12 protein-coding genes are annotated in these 15553 nt (G+C 59.4%); 6 read left to right on the forward strand and 6 right to left on the reverse strand.

The genetic code is table 11. The annotated features are described in order from the left end of the window. Positions 1-645 precede the first annotated feature (645 nt). Positions 646-1350, forward strand: coding sequence for a hypothetical protein (locus QUE41_RS06705; protein ID WP_286342105.1), 705 nt, complete (start codon positions 646-648; stop codon positions 1348-1350). Positions 1351-1673: 323 nt separating this feature from the next. Here QUE41_RS06705 and QUE41_RS06710 read toward each other — a convergent pair whose 3' ends face one another. The 5 genes from QUE41_RS06710 to rmuC all read right to left on the reverse strand — a co-directional run bounded on the left by QUE41_RS06710 (position 1674) and on the right by rmuC (position 8753). Then, positions 1674-3635: a transglutaminase TgpA family protein gene (locus QUE41_RS06710; RefSeq protein ID WP_286342106.1), complete on the reverse strand. Its 1962-nt coding sequence runs from the start codon at positions 3633-3635 to the stop codon at positions 1674-1676. After that, the gene (locus QUE41_RS06715; RefSeq protein ID WP_286342107.1) at positions 3625-4539 is read right to left on the reverse strand and encodes a DUF58 domain-containing protein; all 915 of its coding nucleotides are present in this window, start codon (positions 4537-4539) and stop codon (positions 3625-3627) included. Before QUE41_RS06715 ends, QUE41_RS06710 begins: the two co-directional genes overlap by 11 nt. Further along, positions 4536-5441 (reverse strand): AAA family ATPase, encoded by a 906-nt coding sequence (locus QUE41_RS06720; RefSeq protein WP_286342108.1) that lies wholly within the window; start codon positions 5439-5441, stop codon positions 4536-4538. The genes QUE41_RS06715 and QUE41_RS06720 overlap by 4 nt, the downstream gene beginning before the upstream one ends. Positions 5442-5511: 70 nt before the next feature. After that, complete coding sequence (locus QUE41_RS06725; RefSeq protein WP_286342109.1) at positions 5512-7401, reverse strand: transglycosylase SLT domain-containing protein; 1890 nt, start codon at positions 7399-7401, stop codon at positions 5512-5514. Between the two features lie 32 nt (positions 7402-7433). Next, positions 7434-8753, reverse strand: coding sequence for a DNA recombination protein RmuC (gene rmuC, locus QUE41_RS06730; protein ID WP_286342110.1), 1320 nt, complete (start codon positions 8751-8753; stop codon positions 7434-7436). Between the two features lie 500 nt (positions 8754-9253). Here rmuC and QUE41_RS06735 point away from each other — a divergent pair, with 500 nt between their 5' ends. The 5 genes from QUE41_RS06735 (at position 9254) to QUE41_RS06755 (ending at position 14965) form a co-directional block, all read left to right on the forward strand. Beyond that, a complete protein-coding gene (locus QUE41_RS06735; RefSeq protein WP_286342111.1) occupies positions 9254-10228 on the forward strand; it encodes a LysR family transcriptional regulator in 975 nt (324 codons plus the stop codon). A gap of 185 nt (positions 10229-10413) precedes the next feature. Further along, a complete protein-coding gene (locus QUE41_RS06740) occupies positions 10414-11388 on the forward strand; it encodes a LysR family transcriptional regulator (RefSeq protein ID WP_286342112.1) in 975 nt (324 codons plus the stop codon). 95 nt (positions 11389-11483) lie between these two features. After that, a complete protein-coding gene (gene msrP / locus QUE41_RS06745) occupies positions 11484-12503 on the forward strand; it encodes a protein-methionine-sulfoxide reductase catalytic subunit MsrP (protein ID WP_286342113.1) in 1020 nt (339 codons plus the stop codon). Further along, a complete protein-coding gene (gene msrQ / locus QUE41_RS06750; protein WP_286342114.1) occupies positions 12503-13135 on the forward strand; it encodes a protein-methionine-sulfoxide reductase heme-binding subunit MsrQ in 633 nt (210 codons plus the stop codon). The genes msrP and msrQ overlap by 1 nt, the downstream gene beginning before the upstream one ends. 57 nt (positions 13136-13192) lie before the next feature. Next, on the forward strand, positions 13193-14965 hold the full coding sequence (locus tag QUE41_RS06755; RefSeq protein WP_286342115.1) for a DUF885 domain-containing protein: 1773 nt from the start codon (positions 13193-13195) through the stop codon (positions 14963-14965). A 183-nt stretch (positions 14966-15148) separates the two neighbouring features. On the opposite strand, the gene QUE41_RS06760 is transcribed toward QUE41_RS06755, so the two are convergent. Then, positions 15149-15541 (reverse strand): HU family DNA-binding protein, encoded by a 393-nt coding sequence (locus QUE41_RS06760; protein ID WP_286342919.1) that lies wholly within the window; start codon positions 15539-15541, stop codon positions 15149-15151. Between the last annotated feature and the right edge of the window lie 12 nt (positions 15542-15553).

The raw sequence follows: 15553 nt of genomic DNA on the forward strand, positions 1-15553 counted from the left end.
CATCGCAGAGCCCGAGCCGATCTCGGCTTTCAGGGCCCGGCGCAGCTTCAGGAACTGGCGCCACATCGCCAGCCGCAGCAGCCGGCGCTTGCGGATCCGGCTATGCTTTTTGTGATTGATTTTCTTGGCTGTGTTTGGGCGAAGTGAATTTCACATAGATATCCATAATCGAGAGGATGGTTTCGTCAGGCAATCACTACCGAACACACGTTAACCTTGTGTGTTGGTCCCAAGGATGTGCTCTTTAGCCTCAAAGCTTTTTGCTACGACTTTGATAGGAGTATTCCTTGTCTCGTTGTAGGAAATAGTCAATCGTTTGATTAAGGCGAAATGATACTGTTGTGATTTGAGATTTCTTTTGTTGTGGAGCTGGGGCTAATTAAACTGCATAGGTGGGGAATTACTGGTTGAATTAACTGTTAGGTTGTTGTTTGGGTGGTTGATGCGGCTTGTTTAACATGTCGTTTACAACTGATTTGTTTTATGAATTTACGTTCTGTCAATAGCTGATATATAATTTTTTAAATATAGACAGGAACATTCTCTTTACATAAATTACTTTCATCAAGTTCAAGTGATTCAGGGTCTATTGGCGCCCGAAGTTGTACTTGATGGGAAGTAAATAATTAGACATAGGATGTAAGTATGTTTTTTAAAAAGATAGCAATTGTAGCAATGCCGCTTATTCCACTCGTCGCCTCCTTTGGTGTTCAGGCTCTCGATGCTGATGATTATGAAATGGTAAGAGAAACTTTTGGAGTGTACAATTGGACTAATTGTAGTTATCAAAAAGGTAGTGGTGAGCCCAATTTTTATAATCTTAAGGGTGGGTTGCAGCCTTATGTGCCAAGACACTATAAGGGACTGACTGCAACAGGTTATATCGACAAGGTAGATACTTCGGCTCCCTCAGAAGACTTGGTCACACCTTATAAAATAGGTTGTTACCAAGATCAGTATCTGCCAAACGCAGAGACCCAAGTATTGTGGCACAACTACAGGCCGAAAGTGTCTTTTACCTATTCAGAAGATCGCTATTGGAGCGGAGGAGTAAATAAAGTTACATTTACGGCTAATGCTACTGATTATGATGGTTACATCGAACAGTATACATGGTATGTAAATGGTGTAAAACAGGTGTCAACTAATAATACATTAACTTTTTACACTTTTGATGGTGGAACGCATCGGGTAAGTGTTAGGGCGCAAGATAACGGTAGGAAGTTTATTCATTCCAGTCAAGAATATTGGTATAACTTTGGCGAGCCCGCTATGAAGCTAACTGCAGAGGATACAAGAGAAGTTGTCCTGAGCCCTTGGAGTTGCCTGGGCCGTTGTGACCCTCTTTAACGTTAAAATATGTAGAAGATGAAAGCCTAATAATCTATGGGTCTCAAGTTCAATGAGCGCCCATAGATATTGCCATTAACTACTAATCTTACTAAGATCTTCCAATTTAAAGTTGTGGCTCGGGTATTGCATTCTAAGCTCTATTTAACCCCTTTCTATAAGAGAAAAATAACTGAGTTTTTGCTGTGTGTCATATTTTTCCCTAGAATTTTTTGGCCTAAATTCGAGTCTTCAGAGTGTAGAACTGGCCTGAATCTGTGTACATCTCTGTTTTATCCGTCACTTTCTAAGTGGTTTGTGATAGCAAGGACACTCGGGCCACCCTAGCGGATCTCCATCGCAGAGCCCGAGCCAACCTCGGCTTTCAGGGCCCGGCGCAGCTTCAGGAACTGACGCCACATCGCCAGCCGCAGCAGCCGGCGCTTGCCAGGAGGGAGGTCGGCGTAGCGCAGGCGATAGAACAGCCGCTGCAGCAGGCGTACAGGGAGAGAGGCCGGCGGGCAGTGGTGGCGGGTCATGGCCACCAGTTGGGAAACCGAGGTGGCGGGGCCGGGCTGGGCACCGAGGCGACTCAGACGCTTGGACAGCCAGCGCCACAGCAGCAGCTCCGGCGCCGGCAGCCTGGGTGGGGTCAGCATTCTGGCCAGTTTCAGGTGAATCAGCAGGGTGGTGAGCACTATGGCGGCTGCCAGCAGCATCAGGTTCTGAACGGAGAGTTTACCCAGCCACTGGCTCAGCCATTGCTGCTGACTGAGGCGGTCAAAGCCGCTGACCTGCTGATGCCACAGGGCATTGAGGCTGTCGGCCCAGGCGCCCAGGGTGCGCACCGGTGCGCTCTCCTTCAGCCAACCTGAGAGTCCCCACCACTGGGCCAATCGTTGTTCCCCCAGTATCTGTACCCGGTCCGGGGCCACCATGTTGGTGGGGTCAGTGCGGATCCAGCCCTGGGCCGGCAGCCAGTACTCCACCCAGGCGTGGGCATTGAGCTGACGAACCTGCAGCCGGTTGCTGTCGCCCAGCCAGCGTCCGCCCTGATAGCCGGTGACCAGCCGGGCGGGGATGCCGGCGGCCCTGAGGACGAACACCATGGCACCGGCATAGTGGCCGCAGAATCCAGCCTGGGTGTCGAACAGGAAATCATCGATCTCATTGGGCCCTGTGGCGGGCGGCGACAGGGTGTAGTGGAAGGGATTATCCCTGAACCTGCGCAGCACCCGGTGAACGATCTCCCGCTGGCTGAGCCCCTTTAAGGATTCTCCCAACTGCCTGGCCCTGGGGTTGCCCGAGGCGGGCAGCATCAGCGCCTCGGTGATGGCCGCGGGGGCCGCCGGAATTGCCCTGGGTCGCCAGCTCAGTACCTGGTCCTGCTGAATCCGGCCCTGCCACAGCCCATCCCCCAGGGGACGCATGCCGGGGGAGAGTCCCTGGCTCATGGCCAATGTGGGTAACCTGACTCCGGAGTACCAATGACTGATGCGATACAGGTGACCCTCTTCCGCCCGGGTGGCGGTGATGGCGTCCAGGGGGTAGGGGCGGGCCCCGTGCCAGGTGCGGCCATCATAGAGGTTGTGGATCCACACCCGGAAGTAGAGCAGCTCCTGAGGCGGTCGCAGTTCGAAGCTGGCGTTGAAGGCCATCTCGGTGGACTGGGTCAACTCGGCGATCTCCCCCAGCGACAGGGTGTCGCTCAGGCCGGTTTGTGCCCCGGGGCGCACGCCCTGGTGCCAGAGGGGGTCCACCCTGGGCACCAGCAGGTAGAGCAGCAGAGTCATGGGCAGGCTGAACAGCGCCAAGCGCAAGGTGGTACCTAGGTTGCTGCGGGCAGAACTGCTGCTGTGCAGGCTCAGCAGCACGGTGATGTTCAGGGTGAACAGGGCCAGGGCCGACGCCAGTTTCAAGGGGGATTGCTGAGGGATGAGGCTCAGTGAGATGAGGAAAAAGCCCACCAGGGTCAGCACCAGGATGTCGCGCCGGGAGCGCACCTCCAGGGATTTGAGGCTGTAGGCCAGGGCGATCATCACCGACAGGGTGATGGCCAGCCCCTCCCCCAGATAGAGGGGCACCAGGCTCAGCAGCACCATGAGTGAGATCAGAAACAGCACCCAGGGCCGGGGAGGCGGGACCTTGCCCAGGAAAATGGCCAGTCGCCAGGCCAGGGCCAGGTTGGCGATGGCCAGGGCCCAGTCCGGCAATATGCCTATCAGGTGGACCACCATCATCTGTTGGGTCAGCAGCAGCCACCCCAGAGTTTGGCGGAAGGCTGCCTGCGGGAATTCAGCGACCATGAGGCACCCCGGCCAAGCTGTCGAGAATCCGGCCCAGGTGATTGCCATCCAGGCCTGGGGGGATCTCCATATGAGGCCCCCGGAGTCCGAAGGGGACCCCCTGCTGCTGACAGTGCAGTGCCGCGCCGGTCAACTGACTCAGGTGCTGCTCCAGATCGCCGTGGCCAGGGTTGAGCTCCAGCCAGAAGGCCTGATTGTTGTTGTCATTGAATTGTTTGAGCATCTTGCCGCGCTGTCTGGCCAGCTGTTTCCAGTCCATCCGTGAGAGGCTGTGGCCGGGTTGCCAGGGGCACAGGCCATCAAGCTCCTGCCATTGGCTGGTCTGGGAGGGGGAGGAGACTGCCGGGATGGACCGGTCGGGTGGGGTCGGGCTGGGCCAGACCCAGCATCCGACCTCTGGCCTGATGTGGGCCCAGACCCGGCACAGGCCCAGGGGATAGTGACTGCTGACTCGCACCCTGCCGGGCAGCAGCCGGCCGCGCCGTTTTCCCAGTGTGCCCAGCTCCAGTCGTTGCCCCGGCGTGACCAGAAGTTGCAACCTCTGCTGTGCCCCCTTGTCCAGGCTGAGGGTCAGGGCATGGCGCGCCCGGTCGCTGGCCAGTTCCAGGGGGAACCCCACCTGCTCACCGGCAAAGCCGGAACGGCCAGGCTGAAACCTCAGGGAGAGCCCGGACAGGTTGCGAAAGCAGATAAGCAAGCAGGAGCTGAACAGGCTGAACATCAGGAAGGAGAGGATCAGGATCAGATTGTTCTGGTAGTTGGAGCCAAAGACGAACAGCACCCCGGCCAGGGCAAGGTAAAAGATGCCAAATCGAGAGGGCAGAATCAGTATGTCGTTGTGTTCCAGCCGCGCGTTGGGGGAGGCCTGGATCTCAGGGGGCTGCCAGAATTTGGGGATCTTCATCGGATGGGATTTACCCTGTCCAGCAGCCGCTGAGCCCCGGAGCTGCCCCGTTCACCGGAGGCCAGCCTGTGGCCGGCCACGGCGGCGAAGACCGCCTGTACATCGTCAGGCACGGCGAAGCTGCGGCCATCCATCAGTGCCCAGGCGCGGCTGGCGGCCAGCAGCGCCCGGCTGCACCTGGGGGAGAGGGGCAGCAGGCCCTCACTGTTGTCCCGGCTGTGTTGCACTAGCTCCAGCAGGTAATCCAGCACAGGCTCGGCAACGGCCACCGCGTCGGCACGCTGCTGCATCTGGCTCAGATCCGCGGCACTGAGCAGAGCGGGGAGCTCCCGCACCCTGTCCGCCAGGTGGTCGCCGCGCAGCAGCAATTTCTCCGACTCGATACTGGGAAAGCCCAGGCTGAGTCTCATCATAAAGCGGTCCAGCTGAGATTCGGGCAGGGGAAAGGTGCCGGATTGCTCCTGGGGATTTTGGGTGGCGATGACGAAGAAGGGGTCGGGCAGGGTGCGAGTGGTGCCATCACAGCTGACCTGGTGTTCCGCCATGGCTTCGAGCAGGGCACTCTGAGTCTTGGGGCTGGCGCGATTCACCTCATCGGCGAGCACCACCTGGCTGAACAGAGGGCCGGGGTGGAAGCGAAACTCCTGGGACTCCGACGAGAAGATGGAGAAACCGGTGAGATCCGCCGGCAGCATGTCTGCGGTGAACTGCACCCGTTGATGGCTCAGCCCCAGGGTGGTGGCCAGGGCCTGGGACAGGGTGGTTTTCCCCATCCCGGGCAGATCCTCGATAAGCAGGTGGCCACGGGCGATGAGGCAGGCCAGTGCCAGCCTGATCTCTCTGGGTTTATCCAGCACCACCTGTTGTAGCTGACCGAGAACGGGGTCCAGGCTCTGCACCATGTTGCGCTCCTTGGGGTTGTCACACCCTCAAGGATAGTCGAGCCCTGCCGCGGCGTGAGCCGCAGCCGGTTCAGTAGCGGCGGCTCAGCTCCTCCTCGGAGAGCAACAGGCCTGGGGTGCCCAGCAGGTCGTTGTAGATCAGCTGGTAACTCAGTACCGCTTTGACATAGTCCCGGGTCTCCTTGAAGGGGATGGTTTCCACCCACTGGTCGGTGGCCAGGTTGCCGTCGGAGCGTTTCAGCCAGCGGCTGACCCTATGGGGGCCGGCATTGTAGGCGGCGGTGGCCAGGATGCGGTTGCCGTCATAGCGTTCCAGCAGCTGATTGATGTAGGCACTGCCCAGCCGAATGTTGTACCCCGGATCATAGAGCTGACTGCGGCCCTGGTAGGAGGTGCCAATGCGCCGGGCGGTCTCCTTGGCGGTCGAGGGCAGCAGCTGCATCAGACCATAGGCGTTGGCGCCGGAACGAGCCCTGGGGTAGAGGGCGCTCTCCCGCCGGGCGATGGCCCGAAGCAGCGCCGGGTCCAGTTGCCAGTGCTTGCCCTGACGGTTGAACTCGTCGTTGTAGGCGGCGGGGAAGCGCCAGGGGATGGCGTTCCAGGCCTTGGCGGTGATGGTGCCCTGGACCGTCAGGAAGTGCCAGCCCATCTCATCGGCCAGGGCGGTCAGGGCATGCTGCTCCTCCTTGGTGACTCTGAGCAGTTGCCAACGCCACTCGGCCCTGGCCTCAGGCAGTCTGTCCAGGGCCATCAGCTCGGTGATGCGCAGCAGGGCAGGCAGCCGGGCGACCTTGTCACTGGCCTGTACTGAGGGGCTGGGCAGTGTGGTGTTCAGGCTGTAGGGCTGTCCCAGGCGTTGGGACACCAGGAAGCCGTAGTAGCTGCGCTCCTTGGTCAGCTCCCGGTACGCGGCCATCGCTTCCTGCTCAAGCCCCAGTTCCTCCAGGGCCCGGGCGCGCCAGTAGCGCCAGTCGTCCGCTTCCACATCCTGAATCCGCGACAGCCACAGGTTGATTTGCGCCCAGTCGCCGTTGCCGATGAGCTGACGGGTGCGGCGGATGATCAGGTCATCCTCGGGATATTGCTCCATCAGGCTGGCCAGTTGTTCCGTCCAGATGTTGTCGCCCAGGGCGCTGCGGATGATCTCCCGTCGAACCTGGGCTTCCTGATCTCCCAGTTCACCCTGCCAGTTGAAGTATTGCTTGAGGGCGTACTTGGCGTCAGAGCGTGCCAGCCGTTTCAGCGCCGCGGCGGCCATCTGCGGAGCCTGAGGGTAGCGCTTGATGCTGCCCTGATTGCGCACCTCTCTGGGGTAGCGGTAGAGGCGCACCAGGCGCTCGCCGCGGCTTTTCCACTCTCCCTTGAGCAGGGTGTTGAGGTAGGCCAGTCGTTGCCCCTGACGAGCGTCGAAGGTCAGCAGCATCCGCTGCCATATCAGTTCATTGGTTCTGCGTCCGGCTTTACGCCACTCGTTCAGCAGCGGGGTGCAGGCTTCGGGCAGGCTCTTGGGGGTCAACCAAAGCTGGTCGGCGCCCTCCCAGGCAAGGTCGGGCTCTCCCAGGGTGCGTTTGGCGCGATAGTAGTAGCATCGAAGGTCGGTGCTTCGTGGCGGCTGAGGACTGATGGCCACAAAGCTCTCCCAGCGCTTGCGCTTTCCTGCCTGCACCAGGAACCGGTGCTTGAAACTGTCGTACAGAGGGGTGTTGGCGAGGTTGGCGAGGATCTCCACCGCCTGCTGGGTGGTCAGCTTACTCATCTGGGTGGTGCGATATTCATACTCCAGATAGGGGGCCAGGGGGTAGGCTTTAAGCTGTTTCCTCAGCAGGTGATACTCAGCCTGATCTCCGGAGTCGATGGCGTTCATCGCCTGTTCGAAGGCGTCTCTTTGCGTCGTGTCTGCCCAGATGTGGGCGCTCAGCAGAGCCGATACCAGTACCAGCGTCCGGGCAATCCAACCCATCGCTCCTCCTTTGTTCCGTTCCAACTCGCCTGTTACTCCCCCGCTGCCTCGTCCAGGGTGGGGTTGAGGGCGTCCTCCAGCAGAGCCGCCTGAGGCTGTTTGCTGGTGGTGGCACCCAGCTGTTTCATCTGTTCCGCCTGACGCAGCAGGTTGCCACGCCCGGAGGAGAACTTGTTGACCGCCTTGTCGTAGCTGCCCTGAGCGGTTTCCAGGGCTCGTCCCACCTTGAGCAGATCGTCGGAGAAGCCCACCAGCTTGTCGTAGATCTTGCCCGCCTGACCGGCGATCTCCTGGGCGTTGCGACTCTGGTGCTCGAAACGCCACAGGTTGTTGATGGTGCGAAGGGCTACCATCAGGTTAGTGGGGCTGGTCAGCAAAATGTTCCGCTCCAGGGCGAAATTTACCAGGTCCGGGTCCGACTCGATGGCGGCGATGAAGGCCGGCTCCACCGGAATGAACATCAGCACATAGTCCAGGGTGCGGATCCCTTTGAGCTTGTGATAGTCCTTCTCTGCCAGTCCCTTGATGTGGCCGCGGATGCTGGCCAGGTGTTCGCGCATCCCCTGCTCACGCTCGGCGTCCTCTTCCGCATTGAAGAAGCGTTCATAGCCGACGAGGGAGACCTTGGAGTCGATCACCACATCTTTGTCGTCCGGCAGGTGAACCACCACATCGGGTTGATAGCGTTTGCCATCCTCCTGCTTCAGGGCGGCCTGGGTGTCGTACTCGTGGCCTTCGCGCAGGCCACTCTGACTCAGCAGGCGGGCCAGCACCACCTCGCCCCAGTTGCCCATCGCCTTGTTGTCCCCTTTCAGGGCACGGGTCAGGTTGAGGGCGTCTTCACTCATACGCAGGTTCAGGGCCTTGAGATCTTCAAGCTGATGTTTCAGGGCGAAACGCTCACGGGTCTCACTGGTGTAGCTCTCCTGCACCTGTTTGCGGAATCCGTCCAGCTGCTGCTGCAAGGGGTTGAGCACGGCGCCCAGCTGGCTGTGGTTGGCTTCGGTGAGGCGGCGGCTCTGGGTGTCGAAGATGCGATTGGCCAGATTTTCAAACTCCATGCTCAGCCGCTTCTCGCTCTGCAGCGCCTGTTGCAGTTGCTGGCGCACGCCCTCCTCTTTGGCCCGGCTTTGAGCCAGGGCGCCGTGGAGGTCGTTGAGAAGCGCTTCCTTGCCCTGCAGCTGGGATTCCAGCTTCTCCAGCTGTTCTCTCTGGTTGGCGGCGGTGACCTCTAGGGCGGTGGCGTCCTGCTCCGCACGTCGGCGGGGACCGAGTTGCAGGGCCCAACCCAGAATCAGTCCCAGCAGAGTGGTGAGGCCCAGCAGGCCAAGGGTAAGGGGTTCCAGAGTCATAGCAGTTTGATTCTCAAGGAGTGATGAAGTCTAGGGCGTGTTGACCTTTGCTGAATATTTTTGCGCTAGCATCCAGCCACTAAGGCCTCGATGTGTCGAGATTGTGACCCAAATGAATGGGAACCTGGACTGAGCAAAGCGCCCTTCGGGGCCGGACTGACAACGACTACTCTTCGTCGTTCAATTTTGACGTAGAACAACTATGCCTACAATCGAACTTCTTGATTAGTCGTCGTCATCCTCGGCCAAATTCTAAACACCAAAGATAAACACTCCCTAGGGTGGCACCGGGATGCGGCGCTATCAAGGGGAGAGCGGTTAAGCGGCGCAAAAGCGCGCGTTTAGGCTGAGGAAAATGCAAATCTTGCATATTGGATTATTCGGGGAGTGCAACTGGCCACCCCGGTCAATCACAGTTCCAGTTTTTGCTCTACACAAGGGCTTGTTCCTTCCCCGGAGATGGCTAAGTATGAGGTTGAAATTACTGAGAGAGCTTAGGAATGAGTGACTGTCTGACCTGGCGCCGGCTGCGGCGGTTAAGCCTGTTCGATCTGGAGGTGTTTTTGCTGCTCAGCCAAAAACTCAACTCCAACCAAGTGGCTGAATCTCTGGGGATATTGCCCTCCAAAGTCAGCCGCACCCTGAGCGGATTGAGGGAGGTGTTTGACGACCCTCTGTTTGTTCGTCGTCAGCACGGCTTTGAGCCCACGGCTGTGGCGGTGGGCCTGTATCCCCAGGTCGATGCCCTGCTGGAGGTCGCCCGGGCGATCCCCGGTCGGCGCAGTGCACAGCAGGCAGAGGGAAAGCGACCACAGATCCGGGTGGCCGTCCCGACAATCTTTGCTCCTGGGTTGCTGCACTTCCTCAAGTCTCGGGCGGAGTCCAAAGGTCAGGAGCTGGATGTGGCCGTTGTGCCAGGGGTTAACGGCCCGGGAAGGGTTGGAGAGGGGCAGCAGATTGATTTGGCGGTGTACTGTGCCTTCAGCCCCTGGAAGGAGGGGGACTCCAAGCGCATCTGCCAGAGCATCCACACTCGGGTGGTGGCGGTTCGGGATCACCCAATCTGGGACAGAATATCGGAGCTGCACCTGGCGCTGCTGGATTACCCCTTTGTGGTGACCGAGGTGCCCAATTTTAACGAGGGCCGTGACCCCATAGAGGACTATGCACTGTCCTTGGGGCGAACCCTGGAGGTTGAGGCCAGGGTGGCGTCACTGCCGGACCTGGTCAATGTGTTGTCCGAAGGCAAGGCATACAGCTTCATTGGCGGCTACAGCTGCAAAGAGTATCTGGAGTCACACCCGGACCTGGTGACCTCCCGGCTTCCCTACAGCTTTCTGCAGCAGGTGAGACGGTTGTTTCATGGGCCATCGGCGGAGCTGGGGGTCTACCTGTACCGCAATGAGGCCGCGAATTGTCCTGAGTGGCTGGAGGCTGCCCTGTGTGAGTTTGTCAGCCAAAACGTGGGCCGGTGACCGGTCATCGGGCAAGGGGCTCGATCGGTAAAGGGCGTTGCAGTTTCTGCAAAATGGAAATTCCAATGATTGCATAGTGAAGGTCTGTGCTATCACACATTGAAATTTTTTCGTCATTAGCTCTTGTGGGCATGATGAACATGGCAAACTATACAGCCTCTTACACCAGGAGGCTGAAGGTGGCCATGAACGACATATTGACCTGGCGCAGGCTGAGGCGGCTCAGTTTGTTTGATCTGGAAGTCTTTGTGCTTCTCAGCCAGAAGATGAACTCCAATAAGGTGGCCGAAGCCCTGGATGTGCTGCCCTCAAAGGTGAGCCGAACCTTAAGCGGCTTGCGTGACACCTTCAACGACCCTCTGTTTGTGCGCCGGCAACGGGGTTTTGAGCCCACTCCTCTGGCGATGCGCCTCTACCCCAGAGCCGATGCCTTGCTCGAGATGGCCAAGGAGATGCCCCATGAGCTGATGCAGCCGGAGGCCGCCAACTCCAATGCCAGGATTCGCATCTCGACGCCGACGGCCCTGAGCCAGGGGCTGTTGAAACACCTGCGCACCCTGGCGGAAGCCCGGGGGGAAAAGCTGGACATTGCCGTGGTAACCGGTGGCACTGAGCCGGTGGCCCCCAATGACAGCAATCAGGTGGACATGGCCATCTACTATGGGTTCGAGCCTTGGAAGCATGTGGAATCGAGGCTCATCTGTTACAACAACAACCCCCTGGTGGTTGCCGTCAAAGGGCACCCGATCTGGCAAAGAAAGGCGGAACTGCACCTGGCGATGCTGGATTATCCCTTCGTGGTCAATGAGCTTCCCTCCTTCAACGAAGGCCGTGATCCCATGGAGGATTACGCCAATGCCATGGGCAGGAAACTGGAGATTGAAGCCAGGGTGTCTTCGCTGCCGGATCTGGTGGCCATTCTCCAGGAGGGGAGGGCGTACTCCATCATCAGCGGCAAGGGCAGTCAGGAGTATCTGGAGGCCCATTCAGACATCCTTTCCGTCATCATGCCCGGGTTGTTGCGGCGCAAGCTGCACAGCTTGTTCAGCGGCAACTCCACCAACCTGGGGGTTTACCTGCATTGCAACAATCCCAGCCTCTGCCCGGGGTGGTTGGTTGAGGCACTGACCCAATTCGTCAAGCGAAACTACGAGGGCTAACCCGGTACTTGTGTTGCCTTTTCTTGAAACTGGGTGAAATCATCTGGTGCCTTCCTGGGTCTTATTGGTTAACCCAAGAGTAAGGAAGTGTGTGGATGAAGTACTTAGCCAAAAAAGCGTGGGACAAGCACAAAGAGAATGACGTCACCCCAGAGGAGGTGTTCAGGGCCAGGCGTAAGATTGCCAAGGCCCTGGGGCTGGGTGCCATCAGCGCCAGTTTGCCGCTGAATGTCCAGGCGGGCTTGCTGGATTGGTTGAAGCCGGAGAGTGAGAGCGTGGATCTGGCGCCCCGCCGGGATCTGGCCTTCGACGTCAGCCGCAACTACGGCATCACCGACGAGCTGACGCCGGAGGATAAGATCCTCACTCACAACAACTTCTACGAATTTGGTACCAGCAAAACAGACCCGGTGAAAAATGCCCAGGGCCTGAAGACTTCGCCCTGGACCCTGACCATCGACGGCGAGGTGGACAACCCCCTGACCCTGGATGTGGAGGAGCTCATTGCCTCCATGCCCCTGGAGGAGCGCATCTACCGGCTGCGTTGTGTGGAGGCCTGGTCCATGGTGATCCCCTGGCTGGGCTTTCCCCTGGCGGAGCTGATCAAACGGGCCAACCCCAACAGCCGGGCCAAGTATGTGGCCTTCGAAACCCTGTATGACCCCAAACAGATGCCCGGACAGGCGTCGCGTTTTGTCGGCGGCGGCATTGACTACCCCTATGTGGAGGGGCTGCGCATGGACGAGGCGATGAACCCGCTGACCCTGGTCTCTGTGGGTCTCTATGGCCGCACCCTGCCTCCGCAAAACGGTGCCCCCATCCGCCTGGTGGTGCCCTGGAAATACGGTTTCAAGAGCATCAAATCCATCGTGCGCATCAAGTTGGTGGAGAAGATGCCGCCCACCACCTGGAATCTGCTGGCCAGTCATGAGTATGGCTTCTACGCCAATGTGAATCCTCAGGTGGATCACCCTCGCTGGTCCCAGGCCAGTGAGCGTCGCATCGGTGCCGGAGGCCTGCTCTCCGCTAAGCGGATCCCCACGGAAATGTTCAACGGCTATGGTGAGCACGTGGCTCAGATGTACACCGACCTGAATCTGAGGCGCTGGTATTGATGAAGTTGACCCGAGGCCGGATTCTGGCGCTGAAGACCCTGCTGCACCTCGGCTTCCTCCTGCCTCTGGCCTATCTGTGGCTGGCGGTGCAGGCCGGGGCCGCCGGTGGCGACCCGGTGCAGTATGTGATCCACTTCCTGGGGATGGGAGCGATCCACGGCCTGATCCTCAGCCTGATGGTCTCCCCCCTGGCCAAAGGACTGAAGATGGCCGGGCTGATGCGAGTGCGCCGCCTGGTGGGGCTGTGGGCCTTCGCCTATGCCCTGCTGCATGTGGCGGCGTTTCTTGGCCTGGACCTGCTGGGGGACGTGGGGCTGCTCCTCGGTGAGATCGTCAAGCGCCCCTACATCCTGGTGGGGATGGCGGCACTGCTGATCCTGATTGCCCTGGCGGTCACCTCCACCAGCGCCATGCAGCGGCGCCTCGGCCGTCGCTGGCAGAAGCTGCACAACTGGGTCTATCTGGCCGCGCTGCTGGTGCCGGTGCACTTCTGGTGGTCGGTGAAGTCCGGTTGGTATGAGCCCGCACTCTATCTACTGGTCAGTCTGGGGCTGTTGGCCTGGCGCCGAAAGCGAATAGTGTTGTACCAACAAATTGTTACCAACTTTAACCGCGGCTTAGACCGGGGCTGACAGCGGCCCCGCTTTTCTGGTTTACTTGCCACACCCAATCCATCAGGGAAGTGAACCATGAAAACCCAAGTTGCCGCCCTGGCACTGCTGGCCAGCCTTGGGCTGGCGGGCTGCCAGAGCCAGTCCACCGCCGAATTGACCCCGCCCCCCTGCCTGGCCGAATGTCAGGCCCAGAAGTTTGATGCCGTCAGCCAGTCCTTTGTGGATGACCTGTGGCGTCACTCGCCCACCTGGGCGCTCTACAGCGGCTTCTACGACTACGCGGATCAGCTGGTGATCCCGGACAGCGACAGCCGTTTGCGCGATGCCCAGTTCGTGGCCAAATGGCGTGCCCAACTGGCCCCCTTCGGCCAGGTGGAGATGACCGCCGGCGCCCGCATCGATCTGGCGCTGATCACCAATGTGCTGGACAAGATGGAGTGGGAGAACACCAGATTCAAGTCCTGGCAGTGGAACCCCGCCAACTACAACGTGGCCGGCCCCTTTGCCCGGCTGATGAATGAACCCTATGCTCCCCTGGAGACCCGGCTGACGGCGATTCTCGGTCGCATGGAGATGGTGCCCGAGTATTACCGCGCCGCCCGGGAGAACATCAACAACCCCACCCTGGAGCACACCGAACTGGCGCTGCTGCAGAACAAGGGGGCACTGAGCGTTTTCTCTGACGCCATGCTCTCCCAGGCGATGGAGTCAGGTCTGAGTGACAGTGACAAAGCCCTGTTCCAGGAACGCTTCTTCGTGGCCAAGCAGGCGATTCAGAGCCACATCGGCTGGCTGGAGGCTCAGGTGGCCCAATTGAAGAAGGGCACCCCGCGCTCCTTCCGCATCGGCGAGACCCTCTATGAGGAGAAGTTTGCCCTGGATATCCAGGCGGGAATGACCGCGAAACAGCTGTATGAGAAGGCGCTGGCGGACCGGGACCAGGCCCAGAAACAGATGATCACCATCACCCAGCAGCTGTGGCCCAAGTACTTCCCCGGTAAGGGGATGCCGGTGAACGATCTGGAGGCGGTTCGCGAACTGGTGGACCACCTGTCTGCCCGTCACGTGAAGCGGGAGGACTTTGTTGCCGAGGTGCGCAAACAGATCCCCGAGCTGGTGCAGTTCGTCAATGAGACTCAGCTGGTGACCCTGGATCCCACCAAGCCCCTGGTGGTGCGGGAAACCCCCGCCTACATGCGCGGCTTTGCCGGTGCCTCCATCTCGGCCCCGGGGCCCTACGATAAGCAGGCCAACACCTACTACAACGTGACGCCGCTCGATGGCATGACCGACGAGCAGGCGGAGAGCTATCTGCGGGAGTACAACCACTGGATCCTGCAGATCCTCAACATCCATGAGGCGATCCCCGGTCACTACACCCAGCTGGTCTACTCCAACGAATCCCCCAGCCTGGTGAAGAGCCTGTTTGGTAACGGCGCCATGATCGAGGGCTGGGCGGTGTACGCCGAGCGGGTGATGCTGGAGCAGGGCTATGGTGGTTTCGAGCCGGAGTTGTGGCTGATGTACTGGAAGTGGAACCTGAGGGTGATCACCAACACCATTCTTGATTATGAGATTCAGGTGAAGGGGATCTCCCGCGAACAGGCCCTGGCCCATATGGTGGGCGGTGCCTTCCAGCAGCAGGAGGAGGCGGAGCAGAAGTGGCGCCGTGCCACCCTCAGCCAGGTACAGCTGACCTCCTACTACTCAGGCTTCCGTGAGATCTACGACCTGAGGGAAGCGCAGAAGGCGAAAATGGGGAACAACTTCGACCTGCAGCGGTTCCACGAAACCTTCCTGAGCTACGGCTCATCGCCGGTGAAGTACATCCGCCAGTTGATGCAGTAGTCAGACTCAGACAATCCGGCCCACGTGGCCGGATTTTTTATGGCGGCTCAGGTCGCTGTACCGAGGAAAAGCGCACCTTAATCCGTTCTCTCCGTGGTGGCCTGCAGCGTCATCGAGTGAGGCCAGCCACCAATCGAAAACGCCGTCCTCGGGGACGGCGTTTTTTTGTATGGGGCTAGCGCCCTAGCCCTTGATGGCGGCCTTTAAGGCATCGCTGGGACGGAAGGCGGCACTGGAGCGGAAGGGGATCTCTATGGTTTCCCCGGTAATGGGGTTGCGGCCGCTCTTGGGCAGGTGATGGCGAACCTCGAAGACGCCCAGTTTGGGCAGGTAGACCTTTTCACCCTCGTGCAATGCTTGAGCTATGGTGGCCAGCAACTGGGTCAGGCTGGCTTGGCATTGGGATTGGCTCAGGCCACTGCGGGCCGCCATGGTTTGAATCAATTGTTTCCGATTCATGGGTCTCTCAGGTTGATGCGCAGGAGCGGCTTTATACCTGAATTTCGGCGCTGAATCGACGTTAGCGGGAACTGACTGATGCCCCTTTATCCGATTCGGGGCAAAAGAAAGCGCCACCCTATAGAGGAC

Source organism: Ferrimonas sp. YFM (genome assembly GCF_030296015.1).
Classification (GTDB): domain Bacteria; phylum Pseudomonadota; class Gammaproteobacteria; order Enterobacterales; family Shewanellaceae; genus Ferrimonas.

What these genes read in the sequence shown, in the direction of transcription:
- QUE41_RS06705 (WP_286342105.1), top strand. Translation starts at nt 646, where the DNA reads ATGTTTTTTAAAAAGATAGCAATTGTAGCAATGCCGCTTATTCCACTC.
- QUE41_RS06710 (WP_286342106.1), bottom strand. Translation starts at nt 3,635, where the DNA reads ATGGTCGCTGAATTCCCGCAGGCAGCCTTCCGCCAAACTCTGGGGTGG.
- QUE41_RS06715 (WP_286342107.1), bottom strand. Translation starts at nt 4,539, where the DNA reads ATGAAGATCCCCAAATTCTGGCAGCCCCCTGAGATCCAGGCCTCCCCC.
- QUE41_RS06720 (WP_286342108.1), bottom strand. Translation starts at nt 5,441, where the DNA reads ATGGTGCAGAGCCTGGACCCCGTTCTCGGTCAGCTACAACAGGTGGTG.
- QUE41_RS06725 (WP_286342109.1), bottom strand. Translation starts at nt 7,401, where the DNA reads ATGGGTTGGATTGCCCGGACGCTGGTACTGGTATCGGCTCTGCTGAGC.
- rmuC (WP_286342110.1), bottom strand. Translation starts at nt 8,753, where the DNA reads ATGACTCTGGAACCCCTTACCCTTGGCCTGCTGGGCCTCACCACTCTG.
- QUE41_RS06735 (WP_286342111.1), top strand. Translation starts at nt 9,254, where the DNA reads ATGAGTGACTGTCTGACCTGGCGCCGGCTGCGGCGGTTAAGCCTGTTC.
- QUE41_RS06740 (WP_286342112.1), top strand. Translation starts at nt 10,414, where the DNA reads ATGAACGACATATTGACCTGGCGCAGGCTGAGGCGGCTCAGTTTGTTT.
- msrP (WP_286342113.1), top strand. Translation starts at nt 11,484, where the DNA reads ATGAAGTACTTAGCCAAAAAAGCGTGGGACAAGCACAAAGAGAATGAC.
- msrQ (WP_286342114.1), top strand. Translation starts at nt 12,503, where the DNA reads ATGAAGTTGACCCGAGGCCGGATTCTGGCGCTGAAGACCCTGCTGCAC.
- QUE41_RS06755 (WP_286342115.1), top strand. Translation starts at nt 13,193, where the DNA reads ATGAAAACCCAAGTTGCCGCCCTGGCACTGCTGGCCAGCCTTGGGCTG.